General features: G+C 63.1%; 17 protein-coding genes. 12 read left to right on the top strand and 5 right to left on the bottom strand.

The features are described from left to right. Window positions 1–98: 98 nt before the first annotated feature. The 5 genes from ACSFA3_RS12640 to ACSFA3_RS12620 form a co-directional block, all read right to left on the bottom strand. Window positions 99–2,684, bottom strand: a complete 2,586-nt coding sequence (locus ACSFA3_RS12640) for a bifunctional aconitate hydratase 2/2-methylisocitrate dehydratase (RefSeq protein WP_435505789.1) — start codon at window positions 2,682–2,684, stop codon at window positions 99–101. A gap of 84 nt (window positions 2,685–2,768) precedes the next feature. Continuing rightward, a complete protein-coding gene (locus ACSFA3_RS12635; protein ID WP_435505788.1) occupies window positions 2,769–3,386 on the bottom strand; it encodes a hypothetical protein in 618 nt (205 codons plus the stop codon). A 57-nt stretch (window positions 3,387–3,443) separates the two neighbouring features. Next, the gene (locus tag ACSFA3_RS12630; protein ID WP_435505787.1) at window positions 3,444–4,424 is read right to left on the bottom strand and encodes an HpcH/HpaI aldolase/citrate lyase family protein; all 981 of its coding nucleotides are present in this window, start codon (window positions 4,422–4,424) and stop codon (window positions 3,444–3,446) included. Continuing rightward, window positions 4,421–5,221 carry a trans-aconitate 2-methyltransferase gene (gene tam, locus ACSFA3_RS12625; protein WP_435506217.1) on the bottom strand — a complete coding sequence of 267 codons (801 nt, stop codon included), beginning with the start codon at window positions 5,219–5,221 and terminating at the stop codon, window positions 4,421–4,423. Before tam ends, ACSFA3_RS12630 begins: the two co-directional genes overlap by 4 nt. A gap of 49 nt (window positions 5,222–5,270) precedes the next feature. After that, a complete protein-coding gene (locus ACSFA3_RS12620; protein WP_435505786.1) occupies window positions 5,271–6,257 on the bottom strand; it encodes a malate dehydrogenase in 987 nt (328 codons plus the stop codon). 133 nt (window positions 6,258–6,390) lie between these two features. Here ACSFA3_RS12620 and ACSFA3_RS12615 point away from each other — a divergent pair, with 133 nt between their 5' ends. The 12 genes from ACSFA3_RS12615 to leuB all read left to right on the top strand — a co-directional run bounded on the left by ACSFA3_RS12615 (window position 6,391) and on the right by leuB (window position 17,091). After that, on the top strand, window positions 6,391–7,164 hold the full coding sequence (locus tag ACSFA3_RS12615; RefSeq protein WP_435505785.1) for a GntR family transcriptional regulator: 774 nt from the start codon (window positions 6,391–6,393) through the stop codon (window positions 7,162–7,164). A 200-nt stretch (window positions 7,165–7,364) separates the two neighbouring features. Next, the gene (gene sdhC, locus ACSFA3_RS12610; protein ID WP_435505784.1) at window positions 7,365–7,799 is read left to right on the top strand and encodes a succinate dehydrogenase, cytochrome b556 subunit; all 435 of its coding nucleotides are present in this window, start codon (window positions 7,365–7,367) and stop codon (window positions 7,797–7,799) included. Window positions 7,800–7,812: 13 nt separating this feature from the next. Beyond that, a complete protein-coding gene (sdhD, locus tag ACSFA3_RS12605; protein ID WP_435505783.1) occupies window positions 7,813–8,178 on the top strand; it encodes a succinate dehydrogenase, hydrophobic membrane anchor protein in 366 nt (121 codons plus the stop codon). Window positions 8,179–8,182: 4 nt separating this feature from the next. Then, entirely contained in the window at window positions 8,183–9,994 is a 1,812-nt protein-coding gene (sdhA, locus tag ACSFA3_RS12600; protein WP_435505782.1) for a succinate dehydrogenase flavoprotein subunit, read from the top strand. A gap of 42 nt (window positions 9,995–10,036) precedes the next feature. Beyond that, window positions 10,037–10,738 carry a succinate dehydrogenase iron-sulfur subunit gene (locus tag ACSFA3_RS12595; protein WP_435505781.1) on the top strand — a complete coding sequence of 234 codons (702 nt, stop codon included), beginning with the start codon at window positions 10,037–10,039 and terminating at the stop codon, window positions 10,736–10,738. A 17-nt stretch (window positions 10,739–10,755) separates the two neighbouring features. Beyond that, complete coding sequence (locus ACSFA3_RS12590) at window positions 10,756–11,055, top strand: FAD assembly factor SdhE (protein ID WP_435505780.1); 300 nt, start codon at window positions 10,756–10,758, stop codon at window positions 11,053–11,055. Between the two features lie 55 nt (window positions 11,056–11,110). Then, on the top strand, window positions 11,111–12,421 hold the full coding sequence (gene gltA / locus ACSFA3_RS12585) for a citrate synthase (protein ID WP_435505779.1): 1,311 nt from the start codon (window positions 11,111–11,113) through the stop codon (window positions 12,419–12,421). A gap of 140 nt (window positions 12,422–12,561) precedes the next feature. Then, window positions 12,562–12,702 (top strand): entericidin A/B family lipoprotein, encoded by a 141-nt coding sequence (locus tag ACSFA3_RS12580; RefSeq protein ID WP_435505778.1) that lies wholly within the window; start codon window positions 12,562–12,564, stop codon window positions 12,700–12,702. 182 nt (window positions 12,703–12,884) lie between these two features. Beyond that, complete coding sequence (locus ACSFA3_RS12575) at window positions 12,885–13,814, top strand: LysR substrate-binding domain-containing protein (protein ID WP_435505777.1); 930 nt, start codon at window positions 12,885–12,887, stop codon at window positions 13,812–13,814. A gap of 30 nt (window positions 13,815–13,844) precedes the next feature. Next, the gene (gene leuC, locus ACSFA3_RS12570; RefSeq protein WP_435505776.1) at window positions 13,845–15,266 is read left to right on the top strand and encodes a 3-isopropylmalate dehydratase large subunit; all 1,422 of its coding nucleotides are present in this window, start codon (window positions 13,845–13,847) and stop codon (window positions 15,264–15,266) included. Window positions 15,267–15,287: 21 nt separating this feature from the next. Then, window positions 15,288–15,938: a 3-isopropylmalate dehydratase small subunit gene (gene leuD, locus ACSFA3_RS12565; protein WP_435505775.1), complete on the top strand. Its 651-nt coding sequence runs from the start codon at window positions 15,288–15,290 to the stop codon at window positions 15,936–15,938. Between the two features lie 52 nt (window positions 15,939–15,990). Further along, a complete protein-coding gene (gene leuB, locus ACSFA3_RS12560) occupies window positions 15,991–17,091 on the top strand; it encodes a 3-isopropylmalate dehydrogenase (RefSeq protein ID WP_435505774.1) in 1,101 nt (366 codons plus the stop codon). Window positions 17,092–17,170: the final 79 nt, after the last annotated feature.

Raw genomic sequence — 17,170 nt, 5'->3', positions numbered from 1 at the left:
TGCGGATGCCTCTTTGTGAATGGATGCCGGCCGTAGCTGACCAGAAAAGCGAAAAGCCCACCGAAGTGGGCCTTTCGCACTGTCAACAGCTCAATGGATCAGGCAGTGACGCCGTCGGCCACCGACTGATATTCCTCGATCTTGTCGAAGTTCAGGTACTGGTAGATCTGCGAGCTGGACGCATCCAGCACGCCGACGCTCTCCATGTACTCGGCCTTCGTCGGGATGCGACCAAGGCGCGAGCAGATCGCCGCGAGTTCGGCACTGCCCAGATACACGAAGGTGTTCTTGCCGAGCCGGTTCGGGAAATTGCGGGTGCTGGTCGACATCACGGTCGCGCCTTCGCGCACCTGTGCCTGGTTGCCCATGCACAGCGAGCAGCCCGGCATTTCGGTGCGCGCACCGGCATTGCCGAACACGCCGTAATGGCCTTCTTCGGACAGCTGCTGCGCATCCATCTTGGTCGGCGGCGCGATCCACAGCTTGACCGGGATGTCGCGCTTGCCTTCGAGCAGCTTGGAAGCCGCGCGGAAGTGACCGATGTTGGTCATGCAGGAGCCGATGAACACTTCGTCGATCTTCACACCGGCGACTTCCGACAGCGTCTTCACGTCGTCCGGGTCGTTCGGGCAGGCGCAGATCGGCTCGTGGATGTCGGCGAGGTCGATGTCGATCACGGCCGCGTAGTCGGCGTCGTCGTCGCCCTTGAGCAGTTCGGGGTTCGCGAGCCAGGCTTCCTGTGCGGCGATGCGGCGGGCCAGCGTGCGCGCGTCGGCATAACCCTCGGCAATCATCCACTTCATCAGCGTGATGTTGCTGTTGATGTATTCGATGATCGGTTCCTTGTTCAGGTGCACCGTGCAGCCGGCGGCAGAGCGTTCGGCCGAGGCGTCGCTCAGCTCGAATGCCTGCTCGACCTTCAGGTCGGGCAAACCTTCGATTTCCAGGATGCGACCCGAGAACACGTTGACCTTGCCCTGCTTGGCGACGGTCAGGAGGCCGGCCTTGATGGCGTAAAGCGGAATCGCGTTGACCAGATCGCGCAGCGTGACGCCGGGCTGCATCTTGCCCTTGAAGCGCACCAGCACCGATTCGGGCATGTCCAGCGGCATCACGCCGGTGGCGGCCGCGAAAGCGACCAGGCCGGAGCCGGCCGGAAAGCTGATGCCGATCGGGAAACGCGTGTGGCTGTCGCCGCCAGTGCCGACGGTGTCGGGCGTCAGCAGGCGGTTGAGCCAGCTGTGGATCACGCCGTCGCCCGGACGCAGCGAAACGCCGCCGCGCGTCGCCATGAAGTCCGGCAGTTCGTGGTGCATCTTCACGTCGACCTTCTTCGGGTACGCCGCGGTGTGGCAGAACGACTGCATGACGAGGTCGGCGCTGAAGCCGAGGCAGGCCAAGTCTTTCAGTTCGTCGCGGGTCATCGGACCGGTGGTGTCCTGCGAGCCGACCGAAGTCATCTTGGGTTCGCAGTATGTGCCCGGGCGAACGCCCTGGCCTTCAGGCAGACCACAGGCACGGCCGACCATCTTCTGTGCGAGCGAGAAGCCCTTCTTGGTGTCGACCGGACTCGACGGCAGGCGGAACAGCGTCGACACCGGCAGGCCCAGCGCCTCGCGCGCCTTGGTCGTCAGGCCGCGACCGACGATCAGCGGAATGCGGCCACCGGCGCGCACTTCATCGAACAGCACTTCGCTCTTGACGGTGAATTCGGCGATGACCTTGCCGTCCTTCAGCGCCTTGCCGTCGTAGGGACGCAGTTCGACCACGTCGCCCATCTCCATCTGGCTCACGTCGAGCTCGATCGGCAGCGCGCCGGAGTCTTCCATCGTGTTGTAGAAGATCGGCGCGATCTTGCCGCCGAGGCAGACGCCGCCGAAACGCTTGTTCGGCACGAACGGAATGTCTTCGCCGGTGAACCACAGCACCGAATTGGTGGCGCTCTTGCGGCTGGAGCCCGTACCGACGACGTCGCCGGCATAGGCCACGAGATTGCCGCGCGCGCGCAGGTCTTCGATGAACTTCACCGGGCCGCGCTTGCCGTCTTCTTCGGGAACGATGCCCGGGCGCGCGTTCTTGTGCATCGCGAGCGCGTGCATCGGGATGTCGGGCCGCGTCGTCGCGTCGGGCGCGGGCGACAGGTCGTCGGTGTTGATTTCGCCGGCGACCTTGAAGATCGTGACGGTGATGCTCTGCGGCACTTCGGGACGGCTGGTAAACCATTCCGCGTCGGCCCAGCTCTGCATCACGGCCTTGGCATTGGCATTGCCGGCGTCCGCCTTTTCCTTGACGTCGTGGAACTGGTCGAACATCAGGAGCGTCTTCTTCAGGCCATCGGCAGCGACGCCGCCGACTTCCGCGTCGTCCAGCAGATCGATCATCGGGCTGATGTTGTAGCCGCCGAGCATGGTGCCGAGCAGTTCGGTGGCGCGGGCGCGCGACAGCAGCGGGTTCGTCTCGGTGCCATGTGCCACGGCCGCCAGATAGCTCGCCTTGACCTTGGCCGCGTCATCGACGCCGGCCGGAACGCGATATGTGAGCAGGTCGAGCAGAAATGCGCCGTCTTTCGACGACGCGTCCTTCATCAGCTCGATCGCTTCGCTGGTCTGCTTGGCGGTGAGGGGCAGCGGCGGGATACCGAGCGCGGCGCGTTCGGCGACATGGTCAACGTAGGCTTGCAACATCTATTTTTCTCCTGGGTCCTGAAACTGGGGCGGCGGCTCAGGCTCTAGCAAGAGCCGCGCCTCCGGATTGCCTTCGTGGCTGCCTTACTTCTTGGCGACGCCGGCTGGCTGGTCGGCACCTTCGAACAGGCTTTTCGGCGGGTTCTTCTTCATTTCTTCCGCGAAAGCCATCTGGGCGGGCGCCATGCATTCGTCGGCGAGGCGCAGGCCTTCCTTCTGGTTCATCAGCATCGACTTGTTGGCGATCTGGAGCCACATCGCGCCGGCGCGCGGGTCTTCGAGGCGGATCGCGCCGGTCCGGCTTTCGACCGGGTGCATGCGATAGCGCGCGCCCTTGGTCGAGACGGTGAAGAAGCCCGGCTTCTTCTCATCGGCGGTGACGGTGACGTCGGCGCCCAGTTCGCACTGGATCTTGCCGGTCTGCACGCGCTGCGCGACGGCCAGGTCGGCTTCGGTGAGCGTGATGTCGGTGCTGGTGTCGATCGGCGTGACTTCCTCGACCGCCTTGGCTGCACGGCGGGTGACTTGAGGCTTCTTCTTCGGTTCCGCTTTCGCGGCGGTCTTGGCAACCGGCTTGGCTGCGGGTTTCGCAGCAGGTTTTGCTGCTGCAGCCTTCGGCGCCGGCTTGGCCGCGTCGGTTTGCGCGGAAGCTGCGAAAGGCAGAGCGAGAGCCAGGGCGGCGATCAGTACGGTGGTCTTCATCGATGGGTTCCTAGGGTGACGCGTTTGTCTTGATTGAGTGTGTACGGAAGGGTTGGTTCAGACGAACCAACCCTGTGCTTCGGCTGGCAAGATGCGACCGGTGGCATGCGCCCTTTCGAGCACCTGCCAGAAATGACGGTAACTGGCGCGATCATGAAGCACGCCGTCGACGCTCACCGGCGCCCATGCGGCTTCGACCGCGCGCGCCACGATGTGCGTCGCGACGTCGATCTGCTGCGCATCGGGCGCAAAGGCTTCGAGGATCGGCCGGATCTGGCTCGGATGGATGCTCCACATGCGGGTGTAGCCGAATTCGCGTGCGGCACGTCTCGCGGCGGCGCGCATGGCATCGACATCGCTGAATTCGGTGACGACGCAGTGCGACGGCACCTTGCCGAACGCATGCGCGGCGGAGGCAATCTCCAGCTTGGCGCGCACGACCAGCGGATGCGTGAACTGCCCGGCTGCGCCCATACCCTCGGCCGGAATCGCGCCGGCATGCGCGGAGACGAAATCCATCAGACCGAAACTGAGCGACTGCACGCGCGGATGCGCGGCAATGTCGAAGGAGTTGCGTACCGCCAAAGGCGATTCGATCAGCACATGCAGCGGCAGCGCCGTGGCGCCAGCAGCATCGATCGCGTCGACCGCACGCGCCACATCGGCGGCGGATTCGACCTTCGGCACCATCAGATAGTCGAGTCGCCGGCCTGCACGACCGACGATGGTGTCGATGTCGGCATCGAAGGATTCGTGCGAAACCGGATGCACGCGCGCACCGACCCGCGCGCCGCCAGCGGCACCGAGCACCAGTTCGGAAACCAGTACCGCGTGCTCGGCTTCTCCGCCAACGGGTGCGCCGTCTTCGCAATCCAGCGTGACGTCGAACACGCAGGCGCCGAACTCTTCGGCCATCTCGGCCTGCAGCGCAAGGCTCTTCTTCATGCGCGCCTCGACGCCGCTGTAGTGGTCGCAGACCGACAGCGACACGGCGCCGGCCTGGGCGCCGAGCAAAACTTCGCGGGGATGGGCGCTCATGCGGAAGCCTTCTTCTTTTGCGCCACGATGAACATCCGTGGGAAGGCAAGCAGCAGCTTCCCGTCGGACCGCACCGGATACGCCCTGGCGACGCGGCGTTCGTATTCGGCCAGGTAGCTGGCCTGAAGATCGGCAGGCAGACCGTCGACGAAAGGTTTCAGCCCAGTGCTGCGGACCCAGTCGACGATCGCCGCGGCGGAAGCCATCGGATGCTGGTAGATGGTGTGCCACACGTCGACATGGGCCGCGTCGGACGCCAGCAGGTCGTAATAACCGGCGAGCGGCAGCAGCAGCGTGCGCAGCCTGTCGGCATCGCCGATATGGTCTTTCCACGGCGCCTCGGATGCGACTTCGCGCATCAGACGGTGCGTGGGTTCTTCCCGGTTGTCGGGCATCTGGACGGCGAGGACGCCGCTAGGCGCCAATGCGGCGAACAGGCGCGGGATCAGCTTTTCGTGATCGGGCACCCATTGCAGCGCGGCATTGGCATAGATGAGATCGGGGGCGGCATCGGGAGCGGAACCGGAAGGATTCCACGTCGCGATGTCGCCGGATTCGAAGCGCGCAGCCGGCAGGCGCTCGCGCGCACTGACCAGCATGGCTTCGGAGTTGTCGATGCCGACGACATCGGCATCCGGAAAGCGCCGGACGATGAGCTCGGTGGAATTTCCCGGACCGCAGCCCAGGTCGACCGCGCGGGCCGCCGTGGTCAGCGGCACCCGCGCCAGCAGTTCTTCGGCCGGGCGCGTGCGCTCGTCCTCGAAGCGGCGGTACAGGGAGGGATTCCAGTCGCGCATCGTCATCGGCGGCTTGTCCTTCTCAGGTCTCTCAGGTCGCTCAGATCTCTCAGAGCAGATGGGCGACGCCGGCTTGCTCGTCGGTCAGTTCCTTGAGCGTCTTGTCGATGCGTTCCTGGCTGAAGGCGTCGATGTCCAGGCCTTCGACGACCTTGTATTCGCCGTTCTCGGTCGTGACCGGGAAGCCGAACATCACGTCCTTCGGAATGCCGTACTGGCCGTCCGACGGAATGCCCATCGTGACCCACTTGCCGTTGGTGCCCAATGCCCAGTCGCGCATGTGGTCGATGGCGGCGTTCGCTGCCGATGCAGCCGACGACGAACCGCGTGCTTCGATGATGGCCGCGCCGCGCTTGCCGACGGTCGGCAGGAAGGTGTTGGCATTCCATTCCTGGTCGTCGATCATCTTCGCGACGCTTTCGCCGCCGATGGTCGCGAAGCGATAGTCGGCGTACATCGTCGGCGAGTGGTTGCCCCAGACGGTGAGCTTCTCGATGTCCGCGACGGCCTTGCCGGTCTTGGCCGCGAGCTGGCTGGCGGCGCGGTTGTGATCGAGGCGCAGCATGGCGGTGAAGTTCTTGCGCGGCAGGTCGGGCGCGCTCTTCATGGCGATGTAGGCGTTGGTGTTGGCCGGGTTGCCGACCACCAGCACCTTGACGTCACGGCTGGCGACGGCGTTGAGCGCCTTGCCCTGCGCGGTGAAGATGGCGCCGTTGACGGCCAGCAGCTCGGCACGTTCCATGCCCGGGCCGCGCGGACGCGAACCGACCAGCAGTGCGTAGTCGGCGTCCTTGAAGGCGGTCATCGGGTCGCCGTGGGCTTCCATGCCGACCAGCAGCGGGAACGCGCAGTCGTCGAGTTCCATCATCACGCCCTTGAGCGCCTTCTGCGGTCCTTCAACCGGCACTTCGAGCAGTTGAAGGATGACCGGCTGGTCTTTGCCGAGCATTTCGCCGGAGGCGATGCGGAACAACAGGGCGTAACCGATTTGGCCGGCGGCGCCGGTAACGGCAACGCGGACGGGCTTTTTGCTCATTGGGAAGACTCCAGAAAGTGAAGAAAACGGTGCAGGCGGACACGAAGGCCACCAGACACGGAACCGGGCGACATTTTAAGCCGATTCGAGATTTTGGGCGTGACTGTCTTATGTCTTATATAAGATCGAGGCAATGTCCACGTCCGCCCCCATCGTGCCGTCGCCTCTCGCCGAGGCAGCCACGCCCTCCTTCAGCCCGCTCTATCAGCAGATCAAGTCACTGATCCTGCAGAGCCTGCAGGCCGGCGAGTGGAAGCCAGGCGAGCCGATTCCAAGTGAAATGGACCTTGCGGCGCGATTCAAGGTCAGCCAGGGCACGGTGCGCAAGGCGATCGACGAAATGGCAGCGGAAAACCTGGTGGTGCGGCGCCAGGGCAAGGGCACCTTCGTCGCGACGCATGCCGAACGGAACGTGCAGTACCGCTTCCTGAAGCTGGTGCCCGACAGCGGCGACACGCAGGCCGAAGGTCCGGCCGAGCGCACCATCGTCGATTGCAAGCGTCTCCGCGCCGCATCCGACGTGGCCCGCGCGCTGGCGTTGCGCACCGGCGATGCCGTGTTGCAGGTGCGTCGCGTGCTGGCATATGCCGGCGTGCCGACCATCCTGGAAGACCTGTGGCTTCCCGGCTCGCCGTTCAGGGGGCTGACCGCCGAGCGGTTGCGCGAATGGAGCGGACCGATGTACGCGATGTTCGAAACCGAATTCGGCGTGCGCATGGTGCGCGCCGAAGAGCAGATACGCGCAGTGCTGCCAGACGCATCGCAGGCAGCGTTGCTTTCGGTGCCGGTCACGACGCCGCTCCTGAGCGTCGAGCGCATCGCGCACACCTACAACGATGCGCCGATGGAACTTCGGCGCGGTCTCTACCGCACCGACACGCACCATTATCGGAATGCCCTCGGATGATTCTTAGCAGACCTTTCAACTCCCGGCACCCACCGCCGCGTCGTAATACCTTGCTATGGATTAAGTAGCAAACCAACTTTCACAACGCAGCCTTCCATGCAGACGACAGCTGTCTCATGGTGCATTGCAATAGAATTTTGCGTTGTTTGCATTTCTGCCAAAGAACAAGCCGTTTCTCCAAAAAAGCAAAGAAAGTCCCCATGACAGAGCTTGCCACTCCCCGGCCGCCGCGCCGTCAGTTCCGCAATATCAATGCGTTCACCGACCTGACCACCTACCGGCTTCCGCCGGCCGGCATCGTCTCCATCCTGCACCGCGTGAGCGGCGCACTGATGTTCCTTCTGATGCCGTTCATCATCTGGATGTTCGATACGTCTGTTTCATCTGAAATCTCCTTTGCCAAATTCAAGGCGACATTCAATGTCGGGCTGTCCGGCGTCTTCTTCAAACTTGTCGCGCTGGCCCTGATCTGGGCTTTCCTGCATCACTTCATCGCCGGCCTGCGCCATCTTTGGATGGACGTCAGTCACTCGGCTGCCAGCAAGGATTTCGGCAGGACGTCGGCGATCGCCGTGCTCTCGCTGAGCATCGTGCTGACCATCGTCCTCGGCGCGAAGCTGTTCGGCGTGTACTGAAAAGGAGCATGAAATGTCTGTGAACTACGGCTCCAAGCGCATCGTCGTCGGCGCGCACTACGGTCTGCGCGACTGGCTCAGCCAGCGCGTCACCGCCTCCCTGATGGCGATCTTCACCCTGCTCGTCATCGGTCAGGTCATCATTTCCCGCGGTCCGGTCGGCTACGACACCTGGTCAGGCATCTTTTCGTCCCAATGGATGAAAGTTTTGACTTTTGTTGTGATCGCTTCGCTGCTTTACCACGTATGGGTTGGTATGCGCGACATCTGGATGGATTACGTCCAGCCTGTCGGCATCCGCCTCGCCGCCCAAATTTTCACGATCGTCTGGTTGGTCGGTTGTGCCGGGTGGGCCATTCAAGTTCTCTGGAGACTTTGACCCGATGACTGCCTATACAAAAGAACAGATTACCAAGCGCAAGTTCGACGTCGTGATCGTCGGCGCAGGTGGTTCCGGCATGCGCGCATCGCTTCAGCTGGCACGCGCCGGCCTGAACGTCGCCGTGCTCTCGAAGGTCTTCCCGACCCGCTCGCACACCGTCGCTGCCCAGGGCGGCGTCGGTGCCTCGCTCGGCAACATGAGCGAAGACAACTGGCACTATCACTTCTACGACACGATCAAGGGCTCCGACTGGCTCGGCGACCAGGACGCGATCGAGTTCATGTGTCGCGAAGCACCGAAAGTGGTCTACGAGCTGGAACACTTCGGCATGCCGTTCGACCGCAACCCCGACGGCACCATCTATCAGCGTCCATTCGGTGGCCATACGGCCAATTACGGCGAAAAGCCGGTTCAGCGCGCCTGCGCCGCGGCCGACCGCACCGGCCACGCGATGCTGCATACGCTCTATCAGAAGAACGTCGAAGCCCGCACCCAGTTCTTCGTCGAATGGATGGCGCTCGACCTGATCCGCGACGACGAAGGCGATGTCGTCGGCGTGACCGCACTCGAAATGGAAACCGGCGACCTGCACATCCTGCAGGCCAAGACCGTTCTGCTCGCCACCGGCGGCGCCGGCCGGATCTTCCAGGCGTCGACCAACGCGTTCATCAATACCGGCGACGGCCTCGGCATGGCAGCCCGCTCGGGCATTCCGCTGCAGGACATGGAGTTCTGGCAGTTCCACCCGACCGGCGTTGCCGGTGCCGGCGTGCTGCTGACCGAAGGCTGCCGCGGCGAAGGCGCGATCCTGCTGAACAGCAACGGCGAGCGTTTCATGGAGCGTTATGCGCCGACCATGAAGGACCTGGCACCGCGCGACTTCGTTTCACGCTCGATGGACCAGGAAATCAAGGAAGGTCGCGGCTGCGGTCCCAACAAGGACTACATCCACATGAAGCTGGACCATCTCGGTGCCGAGACGATCCACAAGCGGCTGCCTTCGGTCTACGAGATCGGCATCAACTTCGCGAATGTCGACGTCACGAAGGAACCGATTCCCGTCGTGCCGACCATCCACTACCAGATGGGCGGCATTCCGACCAACATCAACGGCCAGGTCGTGATCCAGGACGCGGAGAACAACAGCGTTGCGGTCAACGGGCTTTACGCCGTGGGCGAATGCTCCTGCGTGAGCGTGCACGGCGCGAACCGCCTGGGCACGAATTCGCTGCTCGACCTGCTGGTGTTCGGCCGCGCGGCCGGCAACCATATCGTCGAATTCAACGACAAGCTGAAGGAACACAAGACGCTGCCGGCCGATGCCGCCGACCGCTCGCTTGCTCGCCTGAACCAGCTCGAAGCGTCGACCTCCGGCGAATATGCGCAGGATGTCGCCAACGAAATCCGCACCGTCATGCAGCAGCACGCAGCCGTGTTCCGCAAACAGGCGTCGATGGACGAAGGCGTCGCGAAGATCGCCGCCGTGCGCGATCGCGTCAATGCGATCACGCTCAAGGACAAGTCGCGCGTCTTCAACACCGCCCGCATCGAGGCGCTGGAAGTCGACAACCTGATCGAAGTGGCGCAGGCCACGATGGTCTCGGCGGCCGCACGCACCGAATGCCGCGGCGCGCACACGGTCGAAGACTACGAGCGTCCGGCGGACGACTTGGTCGCCCCGCTCGGCCGTAACGATGCCGAGTGGATGAAGCACACGCTCTGGCACACCGGCGACAACAAGCTGACGTACAAGCCGGTCCGTCTGCAGCCGCTGACGGTCGATTCGGTGCAGCCGAAGGTTCGTACCTTCTAAGCGAAGCAAGCACGCAAGAACAAAACATCAAAGGTCAACACGATGAAGCGCACATTCCAGATCTACCGCTACGACCCGGACAAGGACGCAAAGCCTTACATGCAGACCATCGAGGTCGAACTCGACGGTCACGAGCGCATGCTGCTCGACGCGCTGATGAAACTCAAGGCACAGGACCCGACGCTGTCGTTCCGCCGCTCCTGCCGCGAAGGCGTCTGCGGCTCCGACGCGATGAACATCAACGGCAAGAACGGTCTGGCCTGCCTGACCAACATGCTGACGCTGAAGGGCACGATTGTGCTCAAGCCGCTGCCCGGCCTGCCGGTGATCCGCGACCTGATCGTCGACATGACGCAGTTCTTCAAGCAGTACAACTCGATCAAGCCGTACCTGCAGAACGACAACACGCCGCCCGAGAAGGAACGCCTACAGAGCCCGGAAGAGCGCGAAGAGCTCGACGGTCTCTACGAATGCATCCTGTGCGCGAGCTGCTCGACCAGCTGCCCGAGCTTCTGGTGGAATCCGGACAAGTTTGTCGGCCCGGCCGGCCTGCTGCAAGCCTATCGTTTCATCGCCGACAGCCGCGACGAAGCGACTGCCGAACGTCTCGACAACCTCGAAGATCCGTACCGCCTGTTCCGCTGCCACACGATCATGAATTGCGTCGACGTGTGCCCGAAGAATCTCAACCCGACGAAGGCCATCGGGAAGATCAAGGAATTGATGGTGCGTCGCGCCGTCTGATCGCCGAAAGACACAGGATGCAAAATTCCCCAGCTGCCGACACCCCCGACATCGACGTGGATCAGCCGCTGGGCGAGCGAGCGCTCAGCAAGCTGCGGTGGCGCTGCCGTCGCGGCCTGCTCGAGAACGATCTCTTCATCGCCCGCTTCTTCGACCGCCATGCCGAGTCGCTGACCATCCGTCAGGCCAACGCCATGGATGCGCTGATGGACCTCTCCGATCACGACCTCATGGACCTTCTTCTCAAGCGGAAGGAGCCCGACCCCGCAGTGGGCGGGGCGGACGTGGTCCAGCTCTTGCGTCTGATGCGCGTGTGAAGCGCGGCGGGCGTCCTGCCTTCAAGATCACCCATCTCATAGAAAGAAAGTCGAAATGAAAGCTTCCGAGACCAAAGCAACCCTATCGTTCAGCAACGGTGTCGATAACGTCGAACTGCCGATCTACAAGGGAACTGTGGGCCCCGACGTCATCGACATCCGCAAGCTGTACGCACAGACCGGCATGTTCACGTACGACCCGGGCTTCATGTCGACCGCCGCCTGTCAGTCGGCCATCACGTACATCGACGGCGACAAGGGTGAACTGCTGTATCGCGGCTATCCGATCGAGCAGCTGGCGACCAACTGCGACTTCATGGAAACCTGCCATCTGCTGCTGTACGGAGAGCTGCCGGACGCACCGAAGAAGGAAGAGTTCACCAAGCTCGTGACCAACCACACGATGGTCAACGAGCAGATGCAGTTCTTCCTGCGCGGTTTCCGCCGCGACGCGCATCCGATGGCGATCATGACCGGCCTGGTCGGCGCCCTGTCGGCCTTCTACCACGACAGCACGGACATCAACAATCCGAAGCATCGCGAGATCGCCGCCATCCGCCTCATCGCGAAGATGCCGACGCTGGTCGCCATGGCGTACAAGTACACGATCGGCCAGCCGTACATGTACCCGAAGAACGACCTGAGCTACGCAGGCAACTTCCTGCACATGATGTTCGCGACGCCGTGCGAGGAATACAAGGTGAGCCCGGTGCTCGAGCGCGCGCTCGACCGCATCTTCATCCTGCACGCGGACCATGAGCAGAATGCATCGACTTCGACCGTGCGCCTGTGCGGCTCGTCGGGCACCAACCCGTTCGCAGCGATCGCGGCCGGCGTGGCCTGCCTCTGGGGCCCCGCCCATGGCGGCGCCAACGAGGCGGCGCTCAACATGCTGTACGACATCCAGAAGGCCGGCGGCGTCGAGAAGATCGGCGAGTTCATCAAGCAGGTGAAGGACAAGAACTCCAACGTCAAGCTGATGGGTTTCGGTCATCGTGTCTACAAGAACTACGACCCACGCGCCAAGCTGATGCAGGAAACCTGCAAGGAAGTGCTGGCGGAACTGGGCCTGGAAAACGATCCGCTGTTCAAGCTGGCCATGGCGCTCGAGAAGATCGCCCTGGAAGACGAGTACTTCGTGTCGCGCAAGCTCTATCCGAATGTCGACTTCTATTCGGGCATCGTGCAGCGCGCCATCGGCATCCCGGTGCCGCTGTTCACCGCCGTGTTCGCCCTCGCCCGCACCGTCGGCTGGATCGCCCAGCTGAACGAGATGATCGGCGATCCGGAGTACAAGATCGGCCGTCCGCGCCAGCTGTTCGAAGGTTCGGTGCAACGCGACGTGAAGCCGATCGACGCACGCTGATAGCTGTTGCTTTTCTGCAAAAAAGCTGCGTTCGCGCAGCTTTTTTGCGTCTTGGCTTACAGGACTGTTTTGCAAATCTCACTAAATTTCGTTTCGGAGGATCACTCCAGTCCCGTCAACAAATGCTCCAAGGAGTTGTCATGAAGAAACTAGCCGCACTCATCGCCGTCACTTTTGCATTCGCCGTGCCATTGGCAGGCTGCAACACCTTTGCCGGCGCCGGCCAAGACATCCAGAAGGGCGGCGAGAAGCTCGAAAACGCAGCAGACCGCAAGAAGTAATTCCTGCGCTGCAAGAAAGAGAGCGGGCCACGGCCCGCTTTTTTTCGTCTGCAATTTTCGAAGTACATCGCTGAAATGCAGCAAAGCCATCTCCGTTCACGATGGCAAAGACATTCTTGCTGAGGCAAAATAGCAGCTCCGCCATCTTTCGTTGCGATGCCAAATCGCGTCACCTGCTCATCTTGACCGCCGCCTCCGAACGCAGCTTTGCACGCCGAATCGACCTGACCTCGCTACAGCTCTTCGTGGCGGTATGCGAACTTGGCAGCATCGGACGCGCAGCGGAGCGCGAATTCATCGCGGCGTCGGCCATCAGCAAGCGGCTGTCCGACCTGGAAGCCACGCTCGGCACGCCCCTGCTCTATCGCCATACCCGCGGCGTCGATCTGACGCCGGCCGGCGAAAGCCTACTGCACCACGCGCGGTCGGTGCTCTACAGCCTGGAAAAGATGCAGGGCGAGCTCAGCGAATACGCCGACGGCGTGCGCGGCCATGTGCGGGTGCACGCGAACATCTCGGCCATCGTGCAGTTCCTGCCCGAGGACCTGGGCGTTTTCCGCCGCGATCATGAAGAGATCAAGATCGACCTCGAAGAACATCTCAGCGCCGAAGTGCTGCGCGCGGTGCAGGAAGGCGCTGCCGACCTCGGCATCTGCCACCTGGCCGACGGCACGAGCGAACTGCAGAGTCTTCCCTATCGCGACGACCGGCTGGTACTGATCGTTCCGATCGACCATCCGCTGGCCAAGGACGATGCTGTCGACAGAGAGGTTGCTTTCGTCGATTCGCTCGACTACGACCATGTCGGCCTGCACACCAACAGCTCGATCTACGTCGCGACCCGGCAGGCGGCGCTCGAAGCCGGGCGCACCATCAAGCTGCGCATCCACGTCACCGGGCTCGACGCGATGTGCCGGATGATCGAGAACGGCCTCGGCATCGGCGTGATGCCGGGCCACGCCTTCGAACTGATGCGCGGCGGCATCGGGCGCCGGCTCACCAGCGTGGCGCTCAGCGACGCCTGGGCGCGGCGAGAAATCCGCCTGGTCGCACGCGACTTCTCGACGCTGCCGGTGGCGGCGCGGTCGCTGGTCGCGCATCTTCACAACTAAAGACAATCACCTCCCCACGAAAGAAAAACCATGGCACGCACGCTCTACGACAAGCTCTGGGACGAACACGTCGTCCACACCGAGGAAGACGGCACTTCCGTCCTCTACATCGATCGCCATCTGGTGCACGAAGTCACCAGCCCGCAGGCGTTCGAAGGCCTGCGCGTGGCCGGCCGCAAGCTCTGGCGCATCAGTTCGGTGGTCGCCACCGCCGACCACAACACGCCGACGACGCACTGGGAGCGCGGCTATGACGGCATCAGCGACCCGATCAGCAAGGAGCAGATCACCACGCTCGACAGCAACATCGCCGAGTTCGGCGCGGCTGCGTTCTATCCATTCCTGAGCAAGCGCCAGGGCATCGTGCACGTGATCGGCCCCGAATCGGGCGCGACGCTGCCGGGCATGACGGTGGTCTGCGGCGACTCGCACACGTCGACGCACGGTGCGTTCGGTGCGCTGGCGCACGGCATCGGCACCAGCGAGGTCGAGCACGTGATGGCGACGCAGACGCTGCTCGCCAAGAAGGCCAAGAACCTGCTGATCAGAGTCGAAGGCAAGCTGCCGCTCGGCTGCACCGCGAAAGACATCGTGCTGGCGATCATCGGGCGCATCGGCACCGCCGGCGGCACCGGCTACACCATCGAGTTCGCTGGCTCCGCGATCCGCGACCTGAGCATCGAAGGCCGCATGACGGTCTGCAACATGGCGATCGAAGGTGGCGCGCGCGCCGGCCTGGTGGCCGTCGACGACAAGACCATCGCCTATGTGAAGGGCCGCCCGTTCGCGCCCACCGGCGTCGAATGGGACATGGCCGTCGCCTACTGGAAGACGCTGCAGTCGGACCCCGGCGCGCACTTCGACCTCGTGGTCGAGCTCGACGCGACGCAGATCCAGCCGCAGGTCACCTGGGGCACCTCGCCGGAAATGGTGACGGCCATCAACGGCCGCGTGCCCGATCCGGACAAGGAAAAGGACGCCAACAAGCGCGGCGCCATCGAGCGCGCGCTGACGTACATGGGCCTGGAACCGAACAAGGCGATGAACGACATCTTCATCGACAAGGTTTTCATCGGTTCGTGCACCAACAGCCGCATCGAAGACATGCGCGAAGCCGCTGCGGTCGTGAAGAAGCTCGGACAGAAGGTCGCGAAGAACGTCAAGCTCGCGATGGTCGTGCCGGGCTCCGGACTGGTGAAGGAACAGGCAGAACGCGAAGGCCTGGATTTGATCTTCAAGGCCGCCGGCTTCGAATGGCGCGAGCCGGGCTGCTCGATGTGCCTCGCGATGAACGCCGACCGGCTGGAGCCGGGCGAGCGCTGCGCATCGACCAGCAACCGCAACTTCGAAGGCCGCCAGGGCGCCGGCGGTCGCACGCATCTGGTGAGCCCCGCCATGGCCGCTGCCGCCGCCGTGCACGGCCACTTCGTCGACGTCCGCCAGTTCGCCTGATCCACCGTACCGGAGACCCACATGCAGAAATTCACCGTACACACCGGCCTCGTGGCCCCGATGGACCGCGAAAACGTCGACACCGACGCCATCATTCCGAAGCAGTTCCTGAAGTCGATCCGCAAGACCGGCTTCGGCCCGAACCTGTTCGACGAATGGCGTTATCTCGATCATGGCGAACCCGGCCAGGACCCTGCGTCGCGCAAGCCGAACCCCGATTTCGTGCTGAACCAGCAGCGCTACCTCGGCGCTTCGGTGCTGCTGGCGCGCAAGAACTTCGGCTGCGGCTCGTCGCGCGAACACGCGCCCTGGGCACTCGACCAGTTCGGCTTCCGGGCGATCATTGCGCCGAGTTACGCAGACATCTTCTTCAACAACAGCTTCAAGAACGGGCTGCTGCCGATCGTGCTGCCCGAAGCACAGGTCGCGACGCTGTTCGATGAAGTCTTCGCCTTCCCCGGCTACAAGCTGACAGTCGATCTCGAGCGCCAGGTCGTCGTGAAGCCGGACGGCGTCGAACTCGCTTTCGACGTGCAGGCCTTTCGCAAATACTGCCTCATCAACGGCCTGGACGATATCGGCCTGACGCTGCAGAAGAAAGACAAGATCAAGGCTTTCGAAGCGGAGCGACTGGCGACGAAGCCATGGCTGGCCAAGACCGCGCTGGTCTGAGCAAACAGCCGAAGCCACTCCCCTCTAATTAGAAGACATCAAAGATTCATTCATGAAAATCGCAGTTCTGCCGGGTGACGGCATCGGTACCGAAATCGTCGCGGAAGCCATCCGCGTGCTCGACACGCTCGACATGACCTTCGAGATGGAAACCGCGCTGGTCGGCGGCGCCGCCTACGACGCGCACGGCCATCCGTTGCCCGATGCCACGCTGAAGCTGGCCAAGGAAGCCGATGCCGTGCTGTTCGGCGCCGTCGGCGACTGGAAATACGACACGCTGGAGCGCCAGTTCCGCCCCGAGCAGGCCATCCTCGGCCTGCGCAAGAACCTGGGCCTGTTCGCCAACTTCCGCCCGGCGATCTGCTACGAGGAACTGGTCGATGCGTCGAGTCTGAAGCCCGAGCTGATCGCCGGACTCGACATCCTCATCATCCGCGAGCTGACCGGCGACATCTACTTCGGCCAGCCTCGCGGTAGGCGCATCGCCGTCGACGGGCATTTCCCCGGCGCCGAAGAAGCTTTCGACACGATGCGCTATTCGCGTCCCGAGGTAGAGCGCATCGCCCGCGTCGCCTTCGAGGCGGCCCGCAAGCGCAGCAAGCGCGTGACCAGCGTCGACAAGGCCAATGTGCTGGAAACCTTCCAGTTCTGGAAAGACATCGTGACCGAGGTCGGCAAGGAATATCCGGACGTCGAACTCGACCACATGTACGTCGACAACGCGGCAATGCAGCTGGTGAAGGCGCCGAAGAAGTTCGACGTGGTCGTCACCGGCAACATGTTCGGCGACATCCTCTCGGACGAGGCCGCGATGCTGACCGGATCGATCGGGATGCTGCCTTCCGCATCGCTCAATTCGAGCAGCCAGGGCCTGTACGAACCGAGCCATGGCAGCGCGCCCGACATCGCGGGCAAGGGAATCGCCAATCCATTGGCTACAATTCTTTCCGCTGCCATGATGCTCCGCTTTTCCCTCGCCCAACCCGAAGCTGCCGACCGAATCGAGTCGGCGGTCAAGTCGGTGCTCGCCTCCGGCCTGCGCACGGGCGATATCTGGTCCGAGGGAACGAAGCGCGTCGGCACCCGTGAAATGGGCGATGCGGTGGTTGCAGCGCTTTCTTCATCGATCACTAAAAAGACGATTACCGGCTAACCGCAGCCCGCTTCGTCATGCCCGCATCCGGCTCGACGAGCCGGGCGCAAAGAGAAATCCTCATCTTTCTTCAAAGGGC

Source organism: Variovorax glucosi (assembly GCF_051216695.1).
Lineage (GTDB): Bacteria > Pseudomonadota > Gammaproteobacteria > Burkholderiales > Burkholderiaceae_C > Variovorax.
This window is presented reverse-complemented; position numbering and strand designations above follow the sequence as displayed.